The 15619-nt window shown below is 74.5% G+C and carries 13 protein-coding genes; 9 read left to right on the top strand and 4 right to left on the bottom strand.

Going from position 1 to position 15619, the window contains the following annotated elements:
- Positions 1 to 7 precede the first annotated feature (7 nt).
- A complete protein-coding gene (locus AC07DA_RS02800) occupies positions 8 to 1201 on the top strand; it encodes a glycosyltransferase (protein ID WP_479123955.1) in 1194 nt (397 codons plus the stop codon).
- Between the two features lie 37 nt (positions 1202 to 1238).
- On the opposite strand, the gene AC07DA_RS02795 is transcribed toward AC07DA_RS02800, so the two are convergent.
- Positions 1239 to 2525 (bottom strand): TerD family protein, encoded by a 1287-nt coding sequence (locus tag AC07DA_RS02795; protein WP_479124688.1) that lies wholly within the window; start codon positions 2523 to 2525, stop codon positions 1239 to 1241.
- A 318-nt stretch (positions 2526 to 2843) separates the two neighbouring features.
- On the opposite strand from AC07DA_RS02795, the gene AC07DA_RS02790 reads away from it, so the two are divergent.
- The 4 genes from AC07DA_RS02790 (at position 2844) to AC07DA_RS02775 (ending at position 7601) form a co-directional block, all read left to right on the top strand.
- Positions 2844 to 3272, top strand: a complete 429-nt coding sequence (locus AC07DA_RS02790) for a DUF6643 family protein (protein WP_479123953.1) — start codon at positions 2844 to 2846, stop codon at positions 3270 to 3272.
- Positions 3273 to 3315: 43 nt separating this feature from the next.
- Positions 3316 to 4143: an MOSC domain-containing protein gene (locus AC07DA_RS02785; protein ID WP_479123951.1), complete on the top strand. Its 828-nt coding sequence runs from the start codon at positions 3316 to 3318 to the stop codon at positions 4141 to 4143.
- A 177-nt stretch (positions 4144 to 4320) separates the two neighbouring features.
- Positions 4321 to 4926 (top strand): Rv1733c family protein, encoded by a 606-nt coding sequence (locus tag AC07DA_RS02780; RefSeq protein ID WP_479123949.1) that lies wholly within the window; start codon positions 4321 to 4323, stop codon positions 4924 to 4926.
- A 227-nt stretch (positions 4927 to 5153) separates the two neighbouring features.
- Positions 5154 to 7601, top strand: a complete 2448-nt coding sequence (locus tag AC07DA_RS02775) for a right-handed parallel beta-helix repeat-containing protein (RefSeq protein ID WP_479123947.1) — start codon at positions 5154 to 5156, stop codon at positions 7599 to 7601.
- 7 nt (positions 7602 to 7608) lie between these two features.
- On the opposite strand, the gene AC07DA_RS02770 is transcribed toward AC07DA_RS02775, so the two are convergent.
- Positions 7609 to 9954: a hypothetical protein gene (locus tag AC07DA_RS02770; protein WP_479123945.1), complete on the bottom strand. Its 2346-nt coding sequence runs from the start codon at positions 9952 to 9954 to the stop codon at positions 7609 to 7611.
- A 291-nt stretch (positions 9955 to 10245) separates the two neighbouring features.
- Here AC07DA_RS02770 and AC07DA_RS02765 point away from each other — a divergent pair, with 291 nt between their 5' ends.
- Complete coding sequence (locus tag AC07DA_RS02765; RefSeq protein WP_479123943.1) at positions 10246 to 11082, top strand: DeoR/GlpR family DNA-binding transcription regulator; 837 nt, start codon at positions 10246 to 10248, stop codon at positions 11080 to 11082.
- Positions 11083 to 11607: 525 nt separating this feature from the next.
- Here the strand turns inward: AC07DA_RS02765 and cds1 are convergent.
- On the bottom strand, positions 11608 to 12732 hold the full coding sequence (cds1, locus tag AC07DA_RS02760) for an L-cysteine desulfhydrase Cds1 (protein ID WP_479123941.1): 1125 nt from the start codon (positions 12730 to 12732) through the stop codon (positions 11608 to 11610).
- A 511-nt stretch (positions 12733 to 13243) separates the two neighbouring features.
- Here cds1 and AC07DA_RS02755 point away from each other — a divergent pair.
- Positions 13244 to 13567, top strand: a complete 324-nt coding sequence (locus AC07DA_RS02755; RefSeq protein WP_479123939.1) for a hypothetical protein — start codon at positions 13244 to 13246, stop codon at positions 13565 to 13567.
- A gap of 183 nt (positions 13568 to 13750) precedes the next feature.
- Complete coding sequence (locus AC07DA_RS02750; RefSeq protein WP_479123937.1) at positions 13751 to 14281, top strand: ATP-binding protein; 531 nt, start codon at positions 13751 to 13753, stop codon at positions 14279 to 14281.
- Positions 14282 to 14581: 300 nt separating this feature from the next.
- On the opposite strand, the gene AC07DA_RS02745 is transcribed toward AC07DA_RS02750, so the two are convergent.
- Positions 14582 to 14863, bottom strand: a complete 282-nt coding sequence (locus AC07DA_RS02745; RefSeq protein ID WP_479123935.1) for an SHOCT domain-containing protein — start codon at positions 14861 to 14863, stop codon at positions 14582 to 14584.
- 185 nt (positions 14864 to 15048) lie between these two features.
- On the opposite strand from AC07DA_RS02745, the gene AC07DA_RS02740 reads away from it, so the two are divergent.
- On the top strand, positions 15049 to 15618 hold the full coding sequence (locus tag AC07DA_RS02740; RefSeq protein ID WP_479123933.1) for a TetR/AcrR family transcriptional regulator: 570 nt from the start codon (positions 15049 to 15051) through the stop codon (positions 15616 to 15618).
- Position 15619 lies beyond the last annotated feature (1 nt).

Here is a 15619-nt window from a genome sequence, read left to right as displayed (position 1 = left end):
CGGTCGCGTGGGGCAGACTGCGCGCGTGAGCGCCCTCGCATGGACTGCCGCTGGATCACTGCTCGCCTGGCTGTGGCTGCTGCTCTGCCAGGGCTTCTTCTGGCGCACGGACGTGCGCCTGCCGCCGCGCCGGGACCCGGACGTCTGGCCGCCGGTGTGCGTCGTCGTCCCGGCCCGCGACGAGGCGGCGGTGCTGCCCGCCGCGCTGCCGTCCCTGCTGCTGCAGGACTATCCCGGCCGGGCGGAGGTCTTCCTCGTCGACGACGGCAGTACGGACGGCACCGGTGGTCTGGCGCGGGACCTGGCGGACCGGCACGGCGGGCTGCCGCTGACCGTGTCCTCGCCGGGCGAACCGCCGCCGGGCTGGACCGGCAAGCTGTGGGCGGTGCGCCACGGCATCGGCCTGGCACGCGCGCGTGGCCCTCAGTACCTGCTGCTGACGGACGCCGACATCGCGCACGCACCGGACAGCCTGCGCGAGCTGGTGGCCGCGGCCCGCGCGGGAGGGTTCGACGTCGTCTCGCAGATGGCCCGGCTGCGGGTGGAGAGCCTGTGGGAGCGGCTCGTGGTGCCGGCCTTCGTCTACTTCTTCGCGCAGCTCTACCCCTTCCGCCGGATCGGCGGGGAGGGGACCCGGACGGCGGCCGCCGCCGGGGGGTGCGTCCTCGTGCGCGCGGAGACCGCCGAGCGGGCGCGGATCCCGGACGCCATCCGGCACGCCGTGATCGACGACGTGGCCCTCGCGCGGGCCGTGAAGCGCGCCGGCGGGCGCGTCTGGCTGGGGCTCGCGGACCGCGTCGACAGCGTGCGCCCGTACCCGCGGCTGGGTGACCTGTGGCGGATGGTCTCGCGCAGCGCCTACGCCCAGCTGCGGCACCACCCGCTGCTGCTGGCCGGGACGGTGGCCGGGTTGGTGCTGGTGTACCTGGTGCCGCCCGTGGCCGTGCTGGCCGGCCTGGCCGCGGGCAGTGCCGCGGCAGCGGTCACCGGCGGGCTCGCCTGGCTCGTCATGGCGGGGACGTACCTGCCGATGCTCCGCTACTACCGGCAGCCGCCGTGGCTCGCTCCCCTGCTGCCGTTCACCGCGTTCCTGTACCTGCTGATGACCGTCGACTCGGCCGTGCAGCACCACCGCGGACGCGGTGCGGCCTGGAAGGGCCGCACCTACGCGCGCCCGGAGACCGTACCCGACGAGGGCTGACGGCCCCCGCGGGCGTCCCTTCCCGACCGCTGCGGGGTCACTTCCTGCCGGGGGTCCAGTTCATGCCCCACCCGTAGGCGTGGTCGACGGTGCGCTGGGGGCTCACGCCCCGTTCGGGCACCAGGTACCGCGCCTCACGCTGGACGACCAGGTCGCCGCCCGTGTTGGTGATCAGCGCCAGGGCGCAGACGAGTGAGGGGACCGTGCACTCGTCGAGGGAGAACTCGATCGGCGCGCCGTGCTGCGGCCGGAGGGTGACCGTGGCGTTCAGGTCCGCGAAGGAGCGGGCGCCTTCGTAGATGGTGACGAAGACGAGGATGCGCCGGAAGACGTGCTTGTGGTCGAGGTTGACGGTGAGGTTCTCACCGGTCGCCACGGCTCCGGTGCGGTCGTCGCCGTCGAGGTGGATGTACGGGGGCCGGTGCAGCGCGCCGAAGCTGTTGCCGAGGGCCTGTACGACGCCCTTGCTGCCGTCGGTGAGTTCGTACAGCGCGCACAGGTCGAGGTCGAGATCGGAGTGCGTCGCGGTCGGGCGGCCGAACTTGCTGCTCCACCCCGAGAACTGCTTGCGCACCTCCCAGTTGAGGTTCACGTGCAGCGCGCCGGAGGTGCCGCCCTGTTTGGCGAGCGACACGGAGGGGGCCGCCTTGGTGAGCGTCACCTTCGTGAGGCGGACGGGCTCGGCCGGAGCCGCGGGGGGCGCGGCGGGCGGGGGCGGGGACGCCGGCCGTGCCGCCGGCGGGGGCGTGGGGGCCGGGGCGGCGGGAGGAGCCGGGGACACGGAGGGCGCCGGGGCCGCCCGCTGGGGCTCGTCGACCGTGATGCCGTAGTCCGTGGCCAGCCCTTCGAGGCCACTGCTGTAGCCCTGGCCGACGGCGCGGAACTTCCAGGCGCCCTGGCGGCGGTAGAACTCACCCAGCACGAAAGCGGTTTCGGTGGTGGCGCCCGGGTTCTCGAAGCGGGCCACCGGGGTGCCCTGGGCGGCGTCCCGCACCTCGATGTACAGGCCGGGGACCTGTCCGAACGCGCCGCCGTCGGCGGAGGCGGCGAGGACGACCGTCTCGATGGCGGGCTCCACGCGCGCGAGGTCGACCAGGAGCGTGTCGGTGACCCGGCCGCCGGCGTCGCGCTTGCCCTCGTGGCGGAGCGCGCCGGAGGCGTGGACGGGCTGGTTGTAGAAGACGAAGTCCGCGTCGGAGCGGACCCTTCCCGCGACGAGCAGCAAAGCGGAGGCGTCGGCATCGGGCACGCCCGGTCCGCTGCGCCAGCCCAGTTCCACACGCAGCGCCGCGGTGGGCACCGGCGTGTTCGACCCTTTCAGCATGTGCATGTCCGCCCCCATCACGTGACACCGCGCCGGGACCGTCCAGGCCGTCCGTCGAGTTCCGTCGAGGTCCGTCGGCACAACCTATTTCCTCCCGGCCGCGAACTCCCGTGCAACGCCCGGCCACGACCGTCGGAAGAGCGCCGGCCAACCGCTGGTAACCCGCCCGGAACTCGGCCTTTACACGATCGGTAACCGGTCCGACGCCCCTTTTCGCCGAGTTCGCTCGCATTGGGGATCCCAGGTCACCGCGGGCACGGAAAACAACCCTCTTATCGGTCTCCCCAACCAGCACATCGTGGGCTTAACTTATGTGCCATGACCTCCCCCCGCTCCACCTATGGCGGCGGCTACTACTCCGCCTCCTTCCCGGACACCCCGATCTACGACAAGCTCGTCGCCGAGCGGGGCACCCCGCAGATCGCCCCGATCCGGGTCCCCGCTCAGTACGACATGCCGGGCAGCAGCCTGCCCGCCCTCCCGTCGGCGCTGCCCGCGCTCCCGGCGGCGCCCTCCCAGCCGGCCTACGGCTATCCGCAGGCCCAGCAGCCGGCCCCGCTCCAGCAGGCGCCCGCTGCGTACATCCCGCAGCAGGCCACCGCTCCGCGCGGCTACCCCGGCCCCCAGCCGCAGCAGCCCCGTCCGGCGGCACCCGCGGGGTACGAGGCGATGCGCCCCGCGACTCCCCGGCCGGCCCCGGCTCCCTACCAGGACCCGTACAACAACCAGCAGTACCGCGGGTACTGAGCCGCGCCCGGGGGCTGTCGGTGCCGGCTGGCACGATGGCCCCATGGGGAACGCACACCTGAAGGCAATGCACGTCCATCCGGTCAAGGCGGTCCGGGGCCTCGCGCCCCGGGAGGCCGCCGTGGAGCCCTGGGGGCTGGCCGGAGACCGGCGCTGGCTGCTGGTCGACGACGGGGGAAAGGTCGTCACACAGCGCCAGCAGCCGCGCCTCGCGCTGGCCGCCGCCGAGCACCTGCCGGACGGCGGCGTCCTGCTGTCGGCGCCCGGCATGGAACCGCTGGCGGTGCCCGTGCCCCGGCGGGTCGCGACGGTGCCGGTGCAGATCTTCCGCGACAAGGTCGACGCGGTCCCGGCCGAGGACGAGGCGGCGCACGCCTGGTGGAGCGGCTACCTGGGCGTCGGTACGCGTCTTGCCTACCTGGACGAGCCCGCCACGCGCCGGCCCGTCGACCCCCGGTACGCGCGGCCCGGCGAGACGGTCTCCTTCGCCGACGGCTTCCCCCTGCTGCTCACCACGACGGCCTCGCTCGACGCCCTCAACACCCTGATCGCGCAAGGCGATCACGCGGACGAGGGCCCGCTGCCCATGGACCGGTTCCGGCCCAACGTGGTCGTGGCGGGCACCGATGCCTGGGCCGAGGACCACTGGTCGCGCATCGCCGTGGGCGAGGTGGCCTTCCGCGTCGCCAAGCCGTGCGGACGGTGCGTGGTGACCACCACCGACCAGGGCACGGGCGAGCGCGGCCGTGAACCCCTGCACAGCCTGGGGCGGCACCGGCGGATCGACGGCAAGCTGGTCTTCGGGCAGAACCTGGTGCCGCTGTCCCGGGGCACGATCCGGCTCGGGGACCCCGTCACGATCCTCGCGTAGCGCCGGCGCGACCACCGCCGTCCGGGCGGGAACCACGGCACGGGGCCCGGGCGTTGGCCCGGTGTGAGACGTGCGTGACAGGCCCCGGGCCGAGGTGATTTCGCTCTCTCTTCGACGGGTTCCGCGCGTGGACGGCTCCGCCGGGGACTATCACGGAGCGGGAAGGGGGTGCGGGCGGTGCGAGCGATCAGCGGGCTCTGGCGCTGGCGGCGCAATCCGCTGTGCCGCGCGACCGATCTGGCCGAGGCGTGGGTGGCCCTGGCCGCCCTGCTGCTCGTCCTGCTGGCCGCCCCGCTGGCCGGCGCCCTCGTCGGGGGCGCCGCGCAGGACGCCCTGCAGCGCTCCGTCCGCGAGCAGCACCAGGCGCGGCATCTGGTGACGGCCACCGTGGTCCGCAAGCTGGACCGCTCCCCGCTGGACGCCGACCCCGAGACGTCGACCGGCCGGGATCTGCGCACCCGCGTCCTCGCGGGCTGGACCGCCCCGGACGGCACGACCCGGCAGGGACCGGTCCTGGCGGGCCTGAAGGACCCTCGGCAGGGCGACGAGTTCCGCATATGGACCGACCGGCACGGCAGGATGGTGGCCCGCCCGCTGGACTCCGCGACGGCGTCGACGCACGCGGTGCTCGCCGGCCTCGGCGCGGCCCTGGTGGCCGGCGCCCTCGTCGAGGGCGGCAGACGGCTGATCGTCTGGCGCATGGTCCGCCGCCGGTACGCCCGTTGGGACCAGGCATGGGACAAGGCGGGCCCGGACTGGGGCAGGACGGGCACCGGCAGCTGACGGCCTTCCGGCTCTGGTCAACCCACCACCCGCGCGCACGCTACGGTGGTCCGGCCGAACCCGTTCGGCACAACCCGCGTGCGAGCGAGCAGGAGGGGCGCGCCGGGTGTCGACGCCGCGTGCGGCGGGCCCCGCCGGGCCCGCACCGCCGCGGTCTTGGCACTGCCCGGCCCGTCCCGAGGGCGAACGAGCCATCAGTACGACCGAGGTGGGGGCACAGCTACACCATGGCACAGGGCACGGTCCAGGTGACGCACACCGGCACGTCGCGGTGGCGGCGCCGCACGGGTGAGTACGCATCGCTCGCCGCCGCCCTGGAGGCCGCGGCCGACGGCGACGTCCTCACCGTCGCCCCCGGCACCTACCGGGAGAACCTCGTCGTGCAGCGGGCGGTGACCCTGCGCGGCCCGGAGAACGCGCCCGGCTCGGTGCGGATCGCGCCCGTGGACGGGGTGCCGCTGACCGTGCGCGCCTCGGCCGTGGTCCAGGACCTGCACGTGGAGGGCCAGGACGCGGCCTCCCCGGCCGTGCTGGTGGAGGAGGGCACCCCGGAGCTGCGGGACGTGCGGGTGGTGACGCGGTCGGCGGCCGGGATCGAGGTGCGCGGCAGTGCCCGGCCCACGGTCCGGCGCTGCGCGGTCGACAATCCGGCGGGCGTCGGCATCGCCGTACTGGACGGCGCGGGCGGGGTGTTCGAGGAGTGCGAGGTCGTCGCGGCCGGGCAGGCGGGCGTGGCGGTGCGCGGCGGCGCCCACCCCCGGCTGGAGCGCTGCAAGGTGCACCACGCCTCGGGCTCGGGCCTGTCGGCGACCGGGGAGAACTCGGCGCTGGAGGCGGTGGGCTGCGAGATCTACGAGGTGCGGGGCAGCGGGGTGCACATCACCGGCCGGGCCACCGCGCACCTCACCGACTGCGACGTGCACCGCACGACGGCCGACGGGGTCACGCTCGACACGGACGCGGTGCTCACCCTCGCCGACTGCCGCATCCACGACATCCCGGAGAACGCGGTCGACCTGCGCTCCCGCTCGGTCCTGACGCTGACGCGCACGACGGTGCGGCAGTTCGGGCGCAACGGCCTGTCGGTGTGGGACCCGGGCACGCGCGTGGACGCCAACCAGTGCGAGATCTTCGACAGCACGGGCGACTACCCGGCGGTGTGGGTCAGCGACGGCGCCACCGCGGTCCTGGACTCCTGCCGGGTGCACGACGTGCCGGACGCCCTGTTCGTGCTCGACCGGGGTTCGCGGGCGGACGTCGTGGACAGCGACCTGTCGCAGGTGCGCAACACGGCCGTGTCGGTGAGCGACGGCGCGACGGCGCAGCTCGACGACTGCCGGATCCGGGACGCGGCGACGGGCGCCTGGTTCCGTGACCACGGCAGCGGCGGCACGCTCAGCAACTGCACGCTGGACGGCACCCAGACGGGCGTGATCGTCACCAAGGGCGCCGACCCGACGGTGGAGCGCTGCACGGTGGACTCCCCGGCGGAGGCGGGTGTCTACGTCTCGGCCGGAGGCCGCGGCAGCTTCCTGAACTGCCGTGTGACGGGCAGCGGCGGCTACGGCTTCCACGTGATCGACGGCAGCCGCACGACGCTGCGCAAGTGCCGCACCGAGCGGTGCGCGCGCGGGGGCTACGAGTTCGCGGACGGCGGCGCCGACGCGGCGTCCGGGGCGGGGCCCGTCGTCGAGGACTGCACCAGCGACGAGAGCGCGGGGCTGCGGGCGCCCGCGGCGACGCCGGAGACGGCCGTGCAGACGGTGGGCCACTCCGCCGGGCTGCTGGGCGCGGTCCCGGGGCAGCGCACCGAACCGGAGCCGCCGCCCGCACCGGCGCCGGTCACCGAGCCCGGGCCACCGGCCCGCAGCTCCAAGGAGGTCCTCGGGGAACTGGACGCGCTGGTGGGCCTGGAGAGCGTCAAGCGGGAAGTGCGCGCCCTCACCGACATGATCGAGGTCGGCCGGCGGCGTCGGCAGGCGGGTCTGAAGGCGGCGTCGGTCAAGCGGCACCTGGTCTTCACCGGCTCCCCCGGCACCGGCAAGACGACGGTCGCGCGGCTGTACGGCGAGATCCTCGCCTCCCTCGGGGTGCTGGAGAAGGGCCACCTGGTGGAGGTCTCCCGGGTCGACCTGGTCGGCGAGCACATCGGCTCGACCGCGATCCGCACGCAGGAGGCGTTCGAGAAGGCGCGCGGCGGTGTGCTGTTCATCGACGAGGCGTACGCGCTGTCCCCGGAGGACGCGGGCCGCGACTTCGGCAAGGAGGCCATCGACACGCTGGTGAAGCTGATGGAGGACCATCGGGACGCGGTCGTGGTGATCGTCGCGGGCTACACGGCGGAGATGGAGCGCTTCCTGTCGGTCAACCCCGGTGTGGCGTCCCGCTTCTCACGCACCATCACCTTCAGCGACTACGGCCCCGAGGACCTGCTGCGGATCGTGGAGCAGCAGGCCGAGGAGCACGAGTACCGGCTGGCGCCGGGCGCGGCCGAGGCGTTGCGGACGTACTTCACGCGGCTCCCGAAGGGCCCGGCGTTCGGCAACGGCCGTACGGCGCGGCAGACGTTCGAGGCGATGGTGGAGCGGCACGCGAGCCGGGTCGCCCAGCTCGCGGAGCCGAGCACGGACGACCTGACGCTGCTGTACGCCGAGGACCTCCCCGAGCTGCTGTGAACCGCGGCTAGGCGGCGGGCGGCCCGGGCGTGTCGCGGGGTGCGGGCACGCCCGGCCGCAGCCGGGCCAGGAGCCGGCGGCGTTCCTCGGCGAACGCCGGGTCCGCCTGGTAGTCGGAGTGGCCGAGGATCGGCGCGGGCAGCGGCAGCAGCTCGGTGCGGCCGTAGCCGAGGGGGTCCTTGAGGGGCGGGTGGTCGACCTGCGGGCCGCGGTCGCCGGGCAGGCGCATCGGGCCGCCGATGGGGTCGGTGAGCCGGTACAGGTTGCGCCAGCAGTCGACGTCCCGGTGCAGGGAGCTGAGCGCGGCGGGCCCGAAGTGCGCGGGGAACCAGCGGCCGTAGAGGCGCTCCAGCGGGGAGCCGTAGGTGAGCAGGGCGACGCGTCGGCGGGCGGAGGGGGCCAGCTGCCAGGCCGCTGCGGCGGCGAGGACGCTGCCCTGCGAGTGCCCGGAGATGACCAGTCGTCCGCCGGTGGCGCGGGTCCAGGTCGCCATGCGCCAGGTCAGGTCGGGCACGGCGCGCTCGGCGTAGCAGGGCGGTGCGAAGGGGTGGGCGGCGCGGGGCCAGAAGGTGCCGACGTCCCACAGGATGCCGATGGTGCGGCGGGCGGCGGCGTCCTTGTAGGCGCGGCGGCCCCAGGTGACGAGGAGTATGAAGCCGACGCCGATCAGCCAGGAGCCGAGGGCCTGCGCCGTCTCGGCCGCGCCGTGGACGAGGGGGGTCGTGTTCCGGGCGGCCTCGCCCGGCGTCTCGTCGGTGGCGAGGGCGCCCGCCAGGGCCGCGGCACCGAGCAGCAGGGTGACGCCGGAGGTGACGGCGACGATCCGGGGCCCTCGGTCGGTGAGGGAGGCCATGGCGCGGGTGGAGGCGATGCGGCGGGTGCGGGCGCGGTCCAGGTTCTCGTCCGGGTAGGCGCGGGCGACGGCGTCGCGCTCGGCGCGGGCGAGCGTCCAGGCCCGGTGGGCCAGCCAGCCGAAGAGGCCCAGCAGCACCAGCAGCAGGGGCGGGATCACGGAGGCCTGCCAGGTCAGCAGGACCGGAGGCCCGGCCATCGACGCCCCGGTGCCGTCCAGCCAGTCGGAGACCCGCTGCGAGACGCCGCCGGACATCACCCCGCCGAGGGCGCAGGCCAGCAGGGCGACGGCCGGTCCGCCCAGGCCCCGCAGCACGGCCCGCCGGTCGGGGTCGGTGCGGTGCAGGCTGTGGGCGACGGCCGCGAGGAGCACCACGAGCAGGCCCTGGACCAGGGTGATCGCCCCGAAGGCCGTGTCACCCGGCAGCCGCCCGGCCGACTCCCACCCGGGGCGGTCCCACCCGGCGTACAGCAGGGTGAGGGCGAGCAGGGCGAGCGCGACCAGCGGCAGGCGCCGTACGGACCGCGCGTCGAGTTCCCGGTCGAGGCGGTTCTCGCTGCGGCCCCTGCGGCACACCACCCAGACGACGGCGACCGCGCAGGCCGCGAGGGCCGCCCCCAGGAGCAGGCCGAGGGTGTCCAGCACGGCTGGGCCGCCGGGTGCGCGGTCCTCGCGGGCGGCGGCCGTACCGACGGCGGCGGCGACGGTGAGCAGTCCGGCGGCGGTGTGCGCGGCGCGCAGCCGGGCCACCAGCCGCCGCCCGTACCAGAACCCGGGGCGGCCGAGGGCGGTCGGCCCCGGGTCCTCGTCGGGCTCGGGGGCGCGGGCGATGGGCTGCTGGGACTCGTAGTCGCCCCAGGTGCGCCGGGACAGGTACCACAGCAGGCCGGTCAGGGCGGTGGGGACGGCGGCGGCGAGGGCGAGCCTGCGGCCCGGGGCGCTCCACCAGCCACCGTCCGAGACGGTGGGCGAGAGGAAGCCCAGCCAGGAGTGGCGCTCGGCGCACGCGGGCGTGCCCGCGCACTGCCAGGCCGTCAGGTCGAGGGCGACCTCGCAGGCGGCCGCGACGAGCAGCACGGTCAGGGTGAGCCCGGCGAGCCGCACCAGCAGGCCGTACAGGCGCACGGTGCGGCGGCGGCCGCGGGCGCTGGGGCGCATCCAGTGGGCCAGGTTGACGACCATGAACGGCAGCAGCAACAACCACAGGGCCCGGGTGCCGTTGCCGGAGGTGAGGTTGCACCACACATAGGCCTCGGGCACCGGTTCGTCGCGGCGGGCGGCGCCGGGGCTGTGCTCCGCGTCGACGTCGTCGGCGCGCCGGAAGACGGCCGCGATGTCGTCGCCGGTGATCCGTACCGTCCGCGGATCGTTCAGCATGTCCTGGGGCGTGGTGCCGCCCACGCCGTGGACCAGGAGTTCCAGGGCGGTTCCGGCCTCGTCCGCCGGTGCGGCGGGACCGTCCGGTCCGCCGGTCGACGCATGTTCCTGCGCACGTTCCACTGATTCGCACTTCCCCCGTGACACGCCGTCGGCTCTGCCTGTGCGGGCACAAGGATCTCCACTTCCGGGGCGCCGCACACCTGCTGTCACGGAATCTTCCCGATCCGTGATGAAGCCGTGCCGAGGAGGAGCGTTCGGTGACATGTGCGCGACCAGCAGGTGGTGGAGCCCTCCGTGGCGCGACATGCGAGGATGGGACGTCCGCGCACCGGAGCCCGGGGAGAATGTCCCGGTCCGGGAGGGTGCGCCGGGCGTGTCGGACGGCATTGAGGCGAAAGGACCGGAGCGTACGTGAGCGAGAATCAGAACCTCCTCGCGGAGCAGCGGCGATCCCTGATCCTCGACGAGGTCCGCCGCCGGGGCGGGGTCCGGGTCAACGAGCTGACGCGCAAGCTCGGCGTGTCGGACATGACGGTCCGCCGCGACCTGGACGCGCTCGCTCGCCAGGGCGTGCTGGAGAAGGTGCACGGCGGCGCGGTCCCGGTGGTCGAGGCGAGTACGCACGAGCCGGGGTTCGAGGCCAAGTCGGGACTGGAGCTGACCGCCAAGGAGGACATCGCGCGGGCCGCGGCCAAGCTCGTCGCGCCGGGCGCGGCGATCGCCCTGTCCGGCGGCACGACGACGTACGCGCTGGCCCACCAGCTGCTGGACGTGCCCGACCTCACGGTGGTCACCAACTCGGTGCGGGTCGCCGACGTCTTCCACGCCGCTCAGCGCACCACGGGCCCCCGGCAGGGTGCCGCCACGGTGGTGCTGACCGGCGGGGTGCGTACGCCGTCCGACTCGCTGGTGGGACCGGTGGCCGACCAGGCGATCGCGGCGCTCCACTTCGACCTGCTGTTCCTCGGGGTGCACGGGATATCGGTGGAGGCCGGGCTGTCGACACCGAACCTCGCGGAGGCCGAGACCAACCGGCGGCTGGTGCAGTCGGCGCGGCGGGTCGTGGTCGTGGCCGACCACACCAAGTGGGGCAAGGTGGGCCTGAGTTCGTTCGCCTCGCTGGAGCGGATCGACACGCTCGTGACCGACGCCGGCCTGCCGGAGGAGGCGCGCGGGGTGGTCGCGGAGCACCTGCGGCGGCTGGTCGTGGCCGGTGAGCCGGAGCCCGACGAGGGGGCGGACATCTGACGGGGCGCCGGTTGAGGTGACGGCCTCGGCCGATCACCGTCCGGCTGTGCGGAGGGTGAGAAGGGCCGCGTCCATGGCTCACCGTGCGGTCGGTCCCGGCTGGGCCGACTGGATTCCCCCGGGTGGAGGCCGCCCCAGCGTGGACGCCGGTGCGGGGCCCGACTTCGCCCTCGGCGGGGGCGCGGGGTTCGGCGAGACGGTCCTCGCCGCGGGAACCCGAGACGTACGCCTACCGCGTCGACGTCACCGGCGTGTCCGGGCGCGGGCCGTCGCCGCCGGGTTGCCGGCTCGCCCCGGCCGGCTGCTGGACCCGGGTGCGGCGGTGGGACCGGGTCGGCGGCGGGACCCGGGTGCGAGATGGGACCCGGGTGCGAGGGTGGGACCCGGGTGCGGTGGACCTCGCGACGGACGGGACGGCGCAGTACCGGCTGTTCGCGCAGGCGTTCCGGGCGGGTCAGGGGCGCGTGGTTCCGCGACGCCGGGCGGCGGTGCCGGAGCGGCGGCTCACGGTCCGCGGCCCGCGCCTCAGCAGGGCCAGGCGCCCGTCTCCAGGAACGAGTCGATCGCGGCGGTGTAGGGCGCGATGTCCAGACCCTGCCCGGCCAGCCAGGTGTCCGAGTAGTACTTGTCGAGGTACCGGTCCCCGGGGTCGCACAGCAGGGTCACGACACTCCCCTGCCGCCCCTCGGACACCATCTCCGCGACGATCTTCAGCGCGCTCCACAGGCCCGTGCCCGTCGAGCCGCCCGCCTTGCGCCCGATGGCGCGTTCCAGGGCCCGGACGGCGGCGACACTGGCCGCGTCGGGCACCTTCATCATCCGGTCGATCGCGCCGGGCACGAAGCTCGGTTCCATCCGGGGCCGGCCGATGCCCTCGATGCGGGAGCCGCAGTCGCAGGTGACGTCCGGATCGCCGGTGGTCCAGCCGTCGAAGAAGCAGGAGTTCTCGGGGTCGGCCACGCAGACGCGGGTGTCGTACTGCATGTAGTGCACGTAGCGTGCGAGGGTCGCCGAGGTGCCGCCGGTGCCCGCCGTGGCGACGATCCACGCCGGCTCGGGGAACCGCTCCAGGCGCAGCTGCCGGAAGATGGATTCGGCGATGTTGTTGTTCCCCCGCCAGTCCGTGGCGCGTTCGGCGTAGGTGAACTGGTCCATGTAGTGGCCGCCGGTCTCGGCCGCGAGGCGGGCGGACTCCTCGTACATGGTGCGGGGGTCGTCCACGAAGTGGCAGCGGCCGGAGTGGAACTCGATCAGGCGGATCTTCTCCGCGCTCGTCGTGCGCGGCATGACGGCGATGAAGGGCACGCCGATGAGCTTCGCGAAGTACGCCTCGGAGACGGCCGTCGAGCCGCTAGAGGCCTCGATCACCGGTCTGCCCGGCCGGATCCAGCCATTGCACAGGCCGTACAGGAACAAGGAGCGCGCGAGCCGGTGCTTGAGGCTGCCGGTGGGGTGGGTCGACTCGTCCTTCAGGTACAGGTCGATGCCCCAGCGCTCCGGCAGCGGGAAGGAGAGCAGGTGCGTGTCGGCCGAGCGGTTGGCGTCGGCCTGCACCCTGCGGACGGCCTCTTTCAGCCATGCGCGGTAGCCGGTGTCACTGTGGTCGACGTCGAGGGTCACGCCGGTCGGGGTCTGCTGGGGAGTGCTCACGAGGGGGGCTCCTAACGCTGCGCGCCGACGACGGATCGCGCGGCCGACACCCCGATCATAAGCACCCGGCGCACGCTTCTCACCTGCATAAACGCACCTTTGAGCCCCCCAAAGCGCCCCCTGGGGCAGAGGTTGGCGCAAGGGGGCGCGCGGTCTTGGCGGTGCCTTCGCGAGTGTGCTGCGGGCGCCCCGGCCGAAGGGCTCGCACGTACTGGTGCTCGGCGCCGGGTGGGGGCAGACTGCACCGCGGGACCGAGGCCACGACGGTGCACGACGGTGTCAGAGCCGAGGTTCCCGGCAGGGCATGACGCAGCAGCGGCGCTGTCCCGCCCGGGACAGCGCACCGCCGGAACCGGGTTCCGGCCGGGCGCGGCGCGCCCCCGCGGAGGCGGGGGGCACCGGCCCGGAGGGAGCGGGTCCCGGACGGGGCACACTGGACCAGGACACGAGCCCGTACCGGGCGCCGCGGGGAGCGGGCCGGTACACCGACGCGCACAAGGGGGCGGGTGGCATGGCGGAGCCGGAGTTCAAGGCCACGGGCGTGCGGATAGGGAAGCGGCTGCGTTCGCTCACCCGGGCCGGGCAGGTCCGGATCAGCGACGGCCGGGTCGAGTTGCTGACCAGCTACGGCAGTGAGATCGACAGTGCCCCGGTGCAGGCGGTGCGGGCCTCCAAACCCTGGTTCGGCCCCGACGACCGGGCCACCGCCGACCTCAACGGCAACCGGTACCTGCTCACCCTGGGCGAGCACGATCCCGCCCCGGGCAAGCCGGGACCGCCGGCCGCGCGGCGCTTCATCGAGGCGGTGCGCCGGGCGGCGGGGCGTGACGACTGAGATGTCCGCGAGTTGCGCTCCCCCACCCCCTGCGTCACTCTGGTCTCACGTCACTCTGGGTTTACCGGCGATAACGCTGCGAACCAGCCCGCCGGCCACGACAGCGGGCGGCAGTGTCACGAAGGCGCCCTGCTGGATCCGAACTCCGTGTTCTTCCGGACCTCACGTCGGGGAGTCGCAGCCGTGATCAGCTACCCAAGCAGGCACTGCACGGTGGAGCTCCAAGCCCTGCCGTCGCGGATCGGCCAGGTCCGCAGAATCGTATCTGCGCAGTTGCGCTACTGGCATCTCGACGCCCTGATCGACCGGGCCTCGCTCGGCGTGACGGAGCTGCTGTCCAACGTCCACCGCCACGCCCAGCCCGACAAGACGTGCACCGTGGAGATCGAGCTGCTGTTCGACCGGCTCACGGTCTCCGTACGCGACGGCGATCCGCGCATGCCCGTGGTCGACGACGCCGAGCCGCTGGCGACCTGCGGTCGCGGGCTGGCGATGGTGGCCGCCATGAGCGAGAGCTGGGGCGTCCGGCCCGACGGCGAGTCGGGCAAGGTCGTGTGGTTCACCCTGCCGACGTCCGCTCCGGCGGTGGCGGCGCCGACGCGCCGTCGGCGCGCGGTCCAGGACAAACCCGTGCGCCGGTTCGCCGAGGTCGGGCACTCCGCCGACGTGCTCCGGCCCGAACATGCTCCCGCCCGGTCGGCCGTTGCCGGTTGACCGGGCGGTGACCACCGTCCCCGCGGGGGCGCAGGCCGCCGGGCGCGGTCCCGGGGCATGCGCCACCGCACGAGACCGCGCAGCCCGTCCGCCCGGGCCGCGCGCCGGGATCCGGGCAGGGCCCGTCGGCGGTGATGCCGGTCCGGGATGCCCGCGTCCCGGTGCGGGACCGCGGAGTCACCGCGGGCGGCCACTGCTGCCCGGGCCCACCTCTGCGTGGCCGCCGCCGCGGCGGACCGGCCGCCGGGTCGCGTCTTCACCGGCCGCGCGGCGCGCACGGCCCGCCTGACGGTGCCGCGGTCACGCCGCGCCGCCCGTGCGTCCGAACTCCTCGTTCAGCACGGACAGTCGGCGCCAGTACTCGTCCTCGTCGATCTCGCCGGCGGCGAAGCGGTGGCCGAGTACCGCGATGGGCGAGTGTCCGCCGGCCACGGACCGGTGCGCGGGCGCACCGCGGTGGCCGCGCCCCGCGGTGCGGCGCAGCAGCGCGATGCCGCCGCCGATCACCAGCGCCCAGACCACCGGGAAGAACAGGATCCACGGGCCGGGCCCGTCGCCGAAGTGCGCCAGGGTCGTCTGCATGTCGTCCATCTCCTCGTCGCGCAGCGGAATCCGTGTGGTTTCGAGAGTCGCCGCCGAAGGGCCCGCGGTCGTCGTACGGCCGGCGGCGGTGCGCGTACCTCGCCGGGAGTACACCCCTGGGCCGCCCTCCGTCGTCCCGTCGCGCGCCTCGACTCCTGTAACTACTGGTATGTACAGTGAGGGGCATGAGCACCTCGGAACGGCTGATCGAGTCGGCCCGCGAACTGCTGTGGGAGCGCGGCTACGTGGGCACCAGCCCCAAGGCGATCCTGGAGCGCTCGGGCGCGGGGCAGGGCAGCATGTACCACCACTTCAAGGGGAAGCCCGATCTGGCCCTGGCCGCCATCCGGCGGACCGCCGAGGAGACGCGCGCCACCGCCGCGCGGGTGCTCGACGGCCCGGGCACGCCGTACGAACGCATCGAGGCGTATCTGCGGCGCGAGCGGGACGTGCTGCGGGGCTGCCCGGTGGGCCGGCTGACCATGGACCCGGACGTGATCGCGAACGCCGAGCTGCGCGCGCCGGTCGACCAGACCCTCGACTGGCTCCGCGGGCGTATCGCCGCGCTCGTCGAAGAGGGCCGCGAACAAGGGCAGTTCGATCCCGCGCTCGACGGTGGGGAGATCGCCGCGGCCGTCGTCGCGACCGTCCAGGGCGGTTACGTCCTCGCCCGCGCCTCCGGCTCCCCCGCCGCGTTCGACGCCGCCGTGCGCGGGCTGCTCTCCCTGCTGGCGCCCCGGACCCCCTTGAGGTGAC

The organism is Streptomyces sp. NPDC044921, from assembly GCF_056432865.1.
This window is presented reverse-complemented; position numbering and strand designations above follow the sequence as displayed.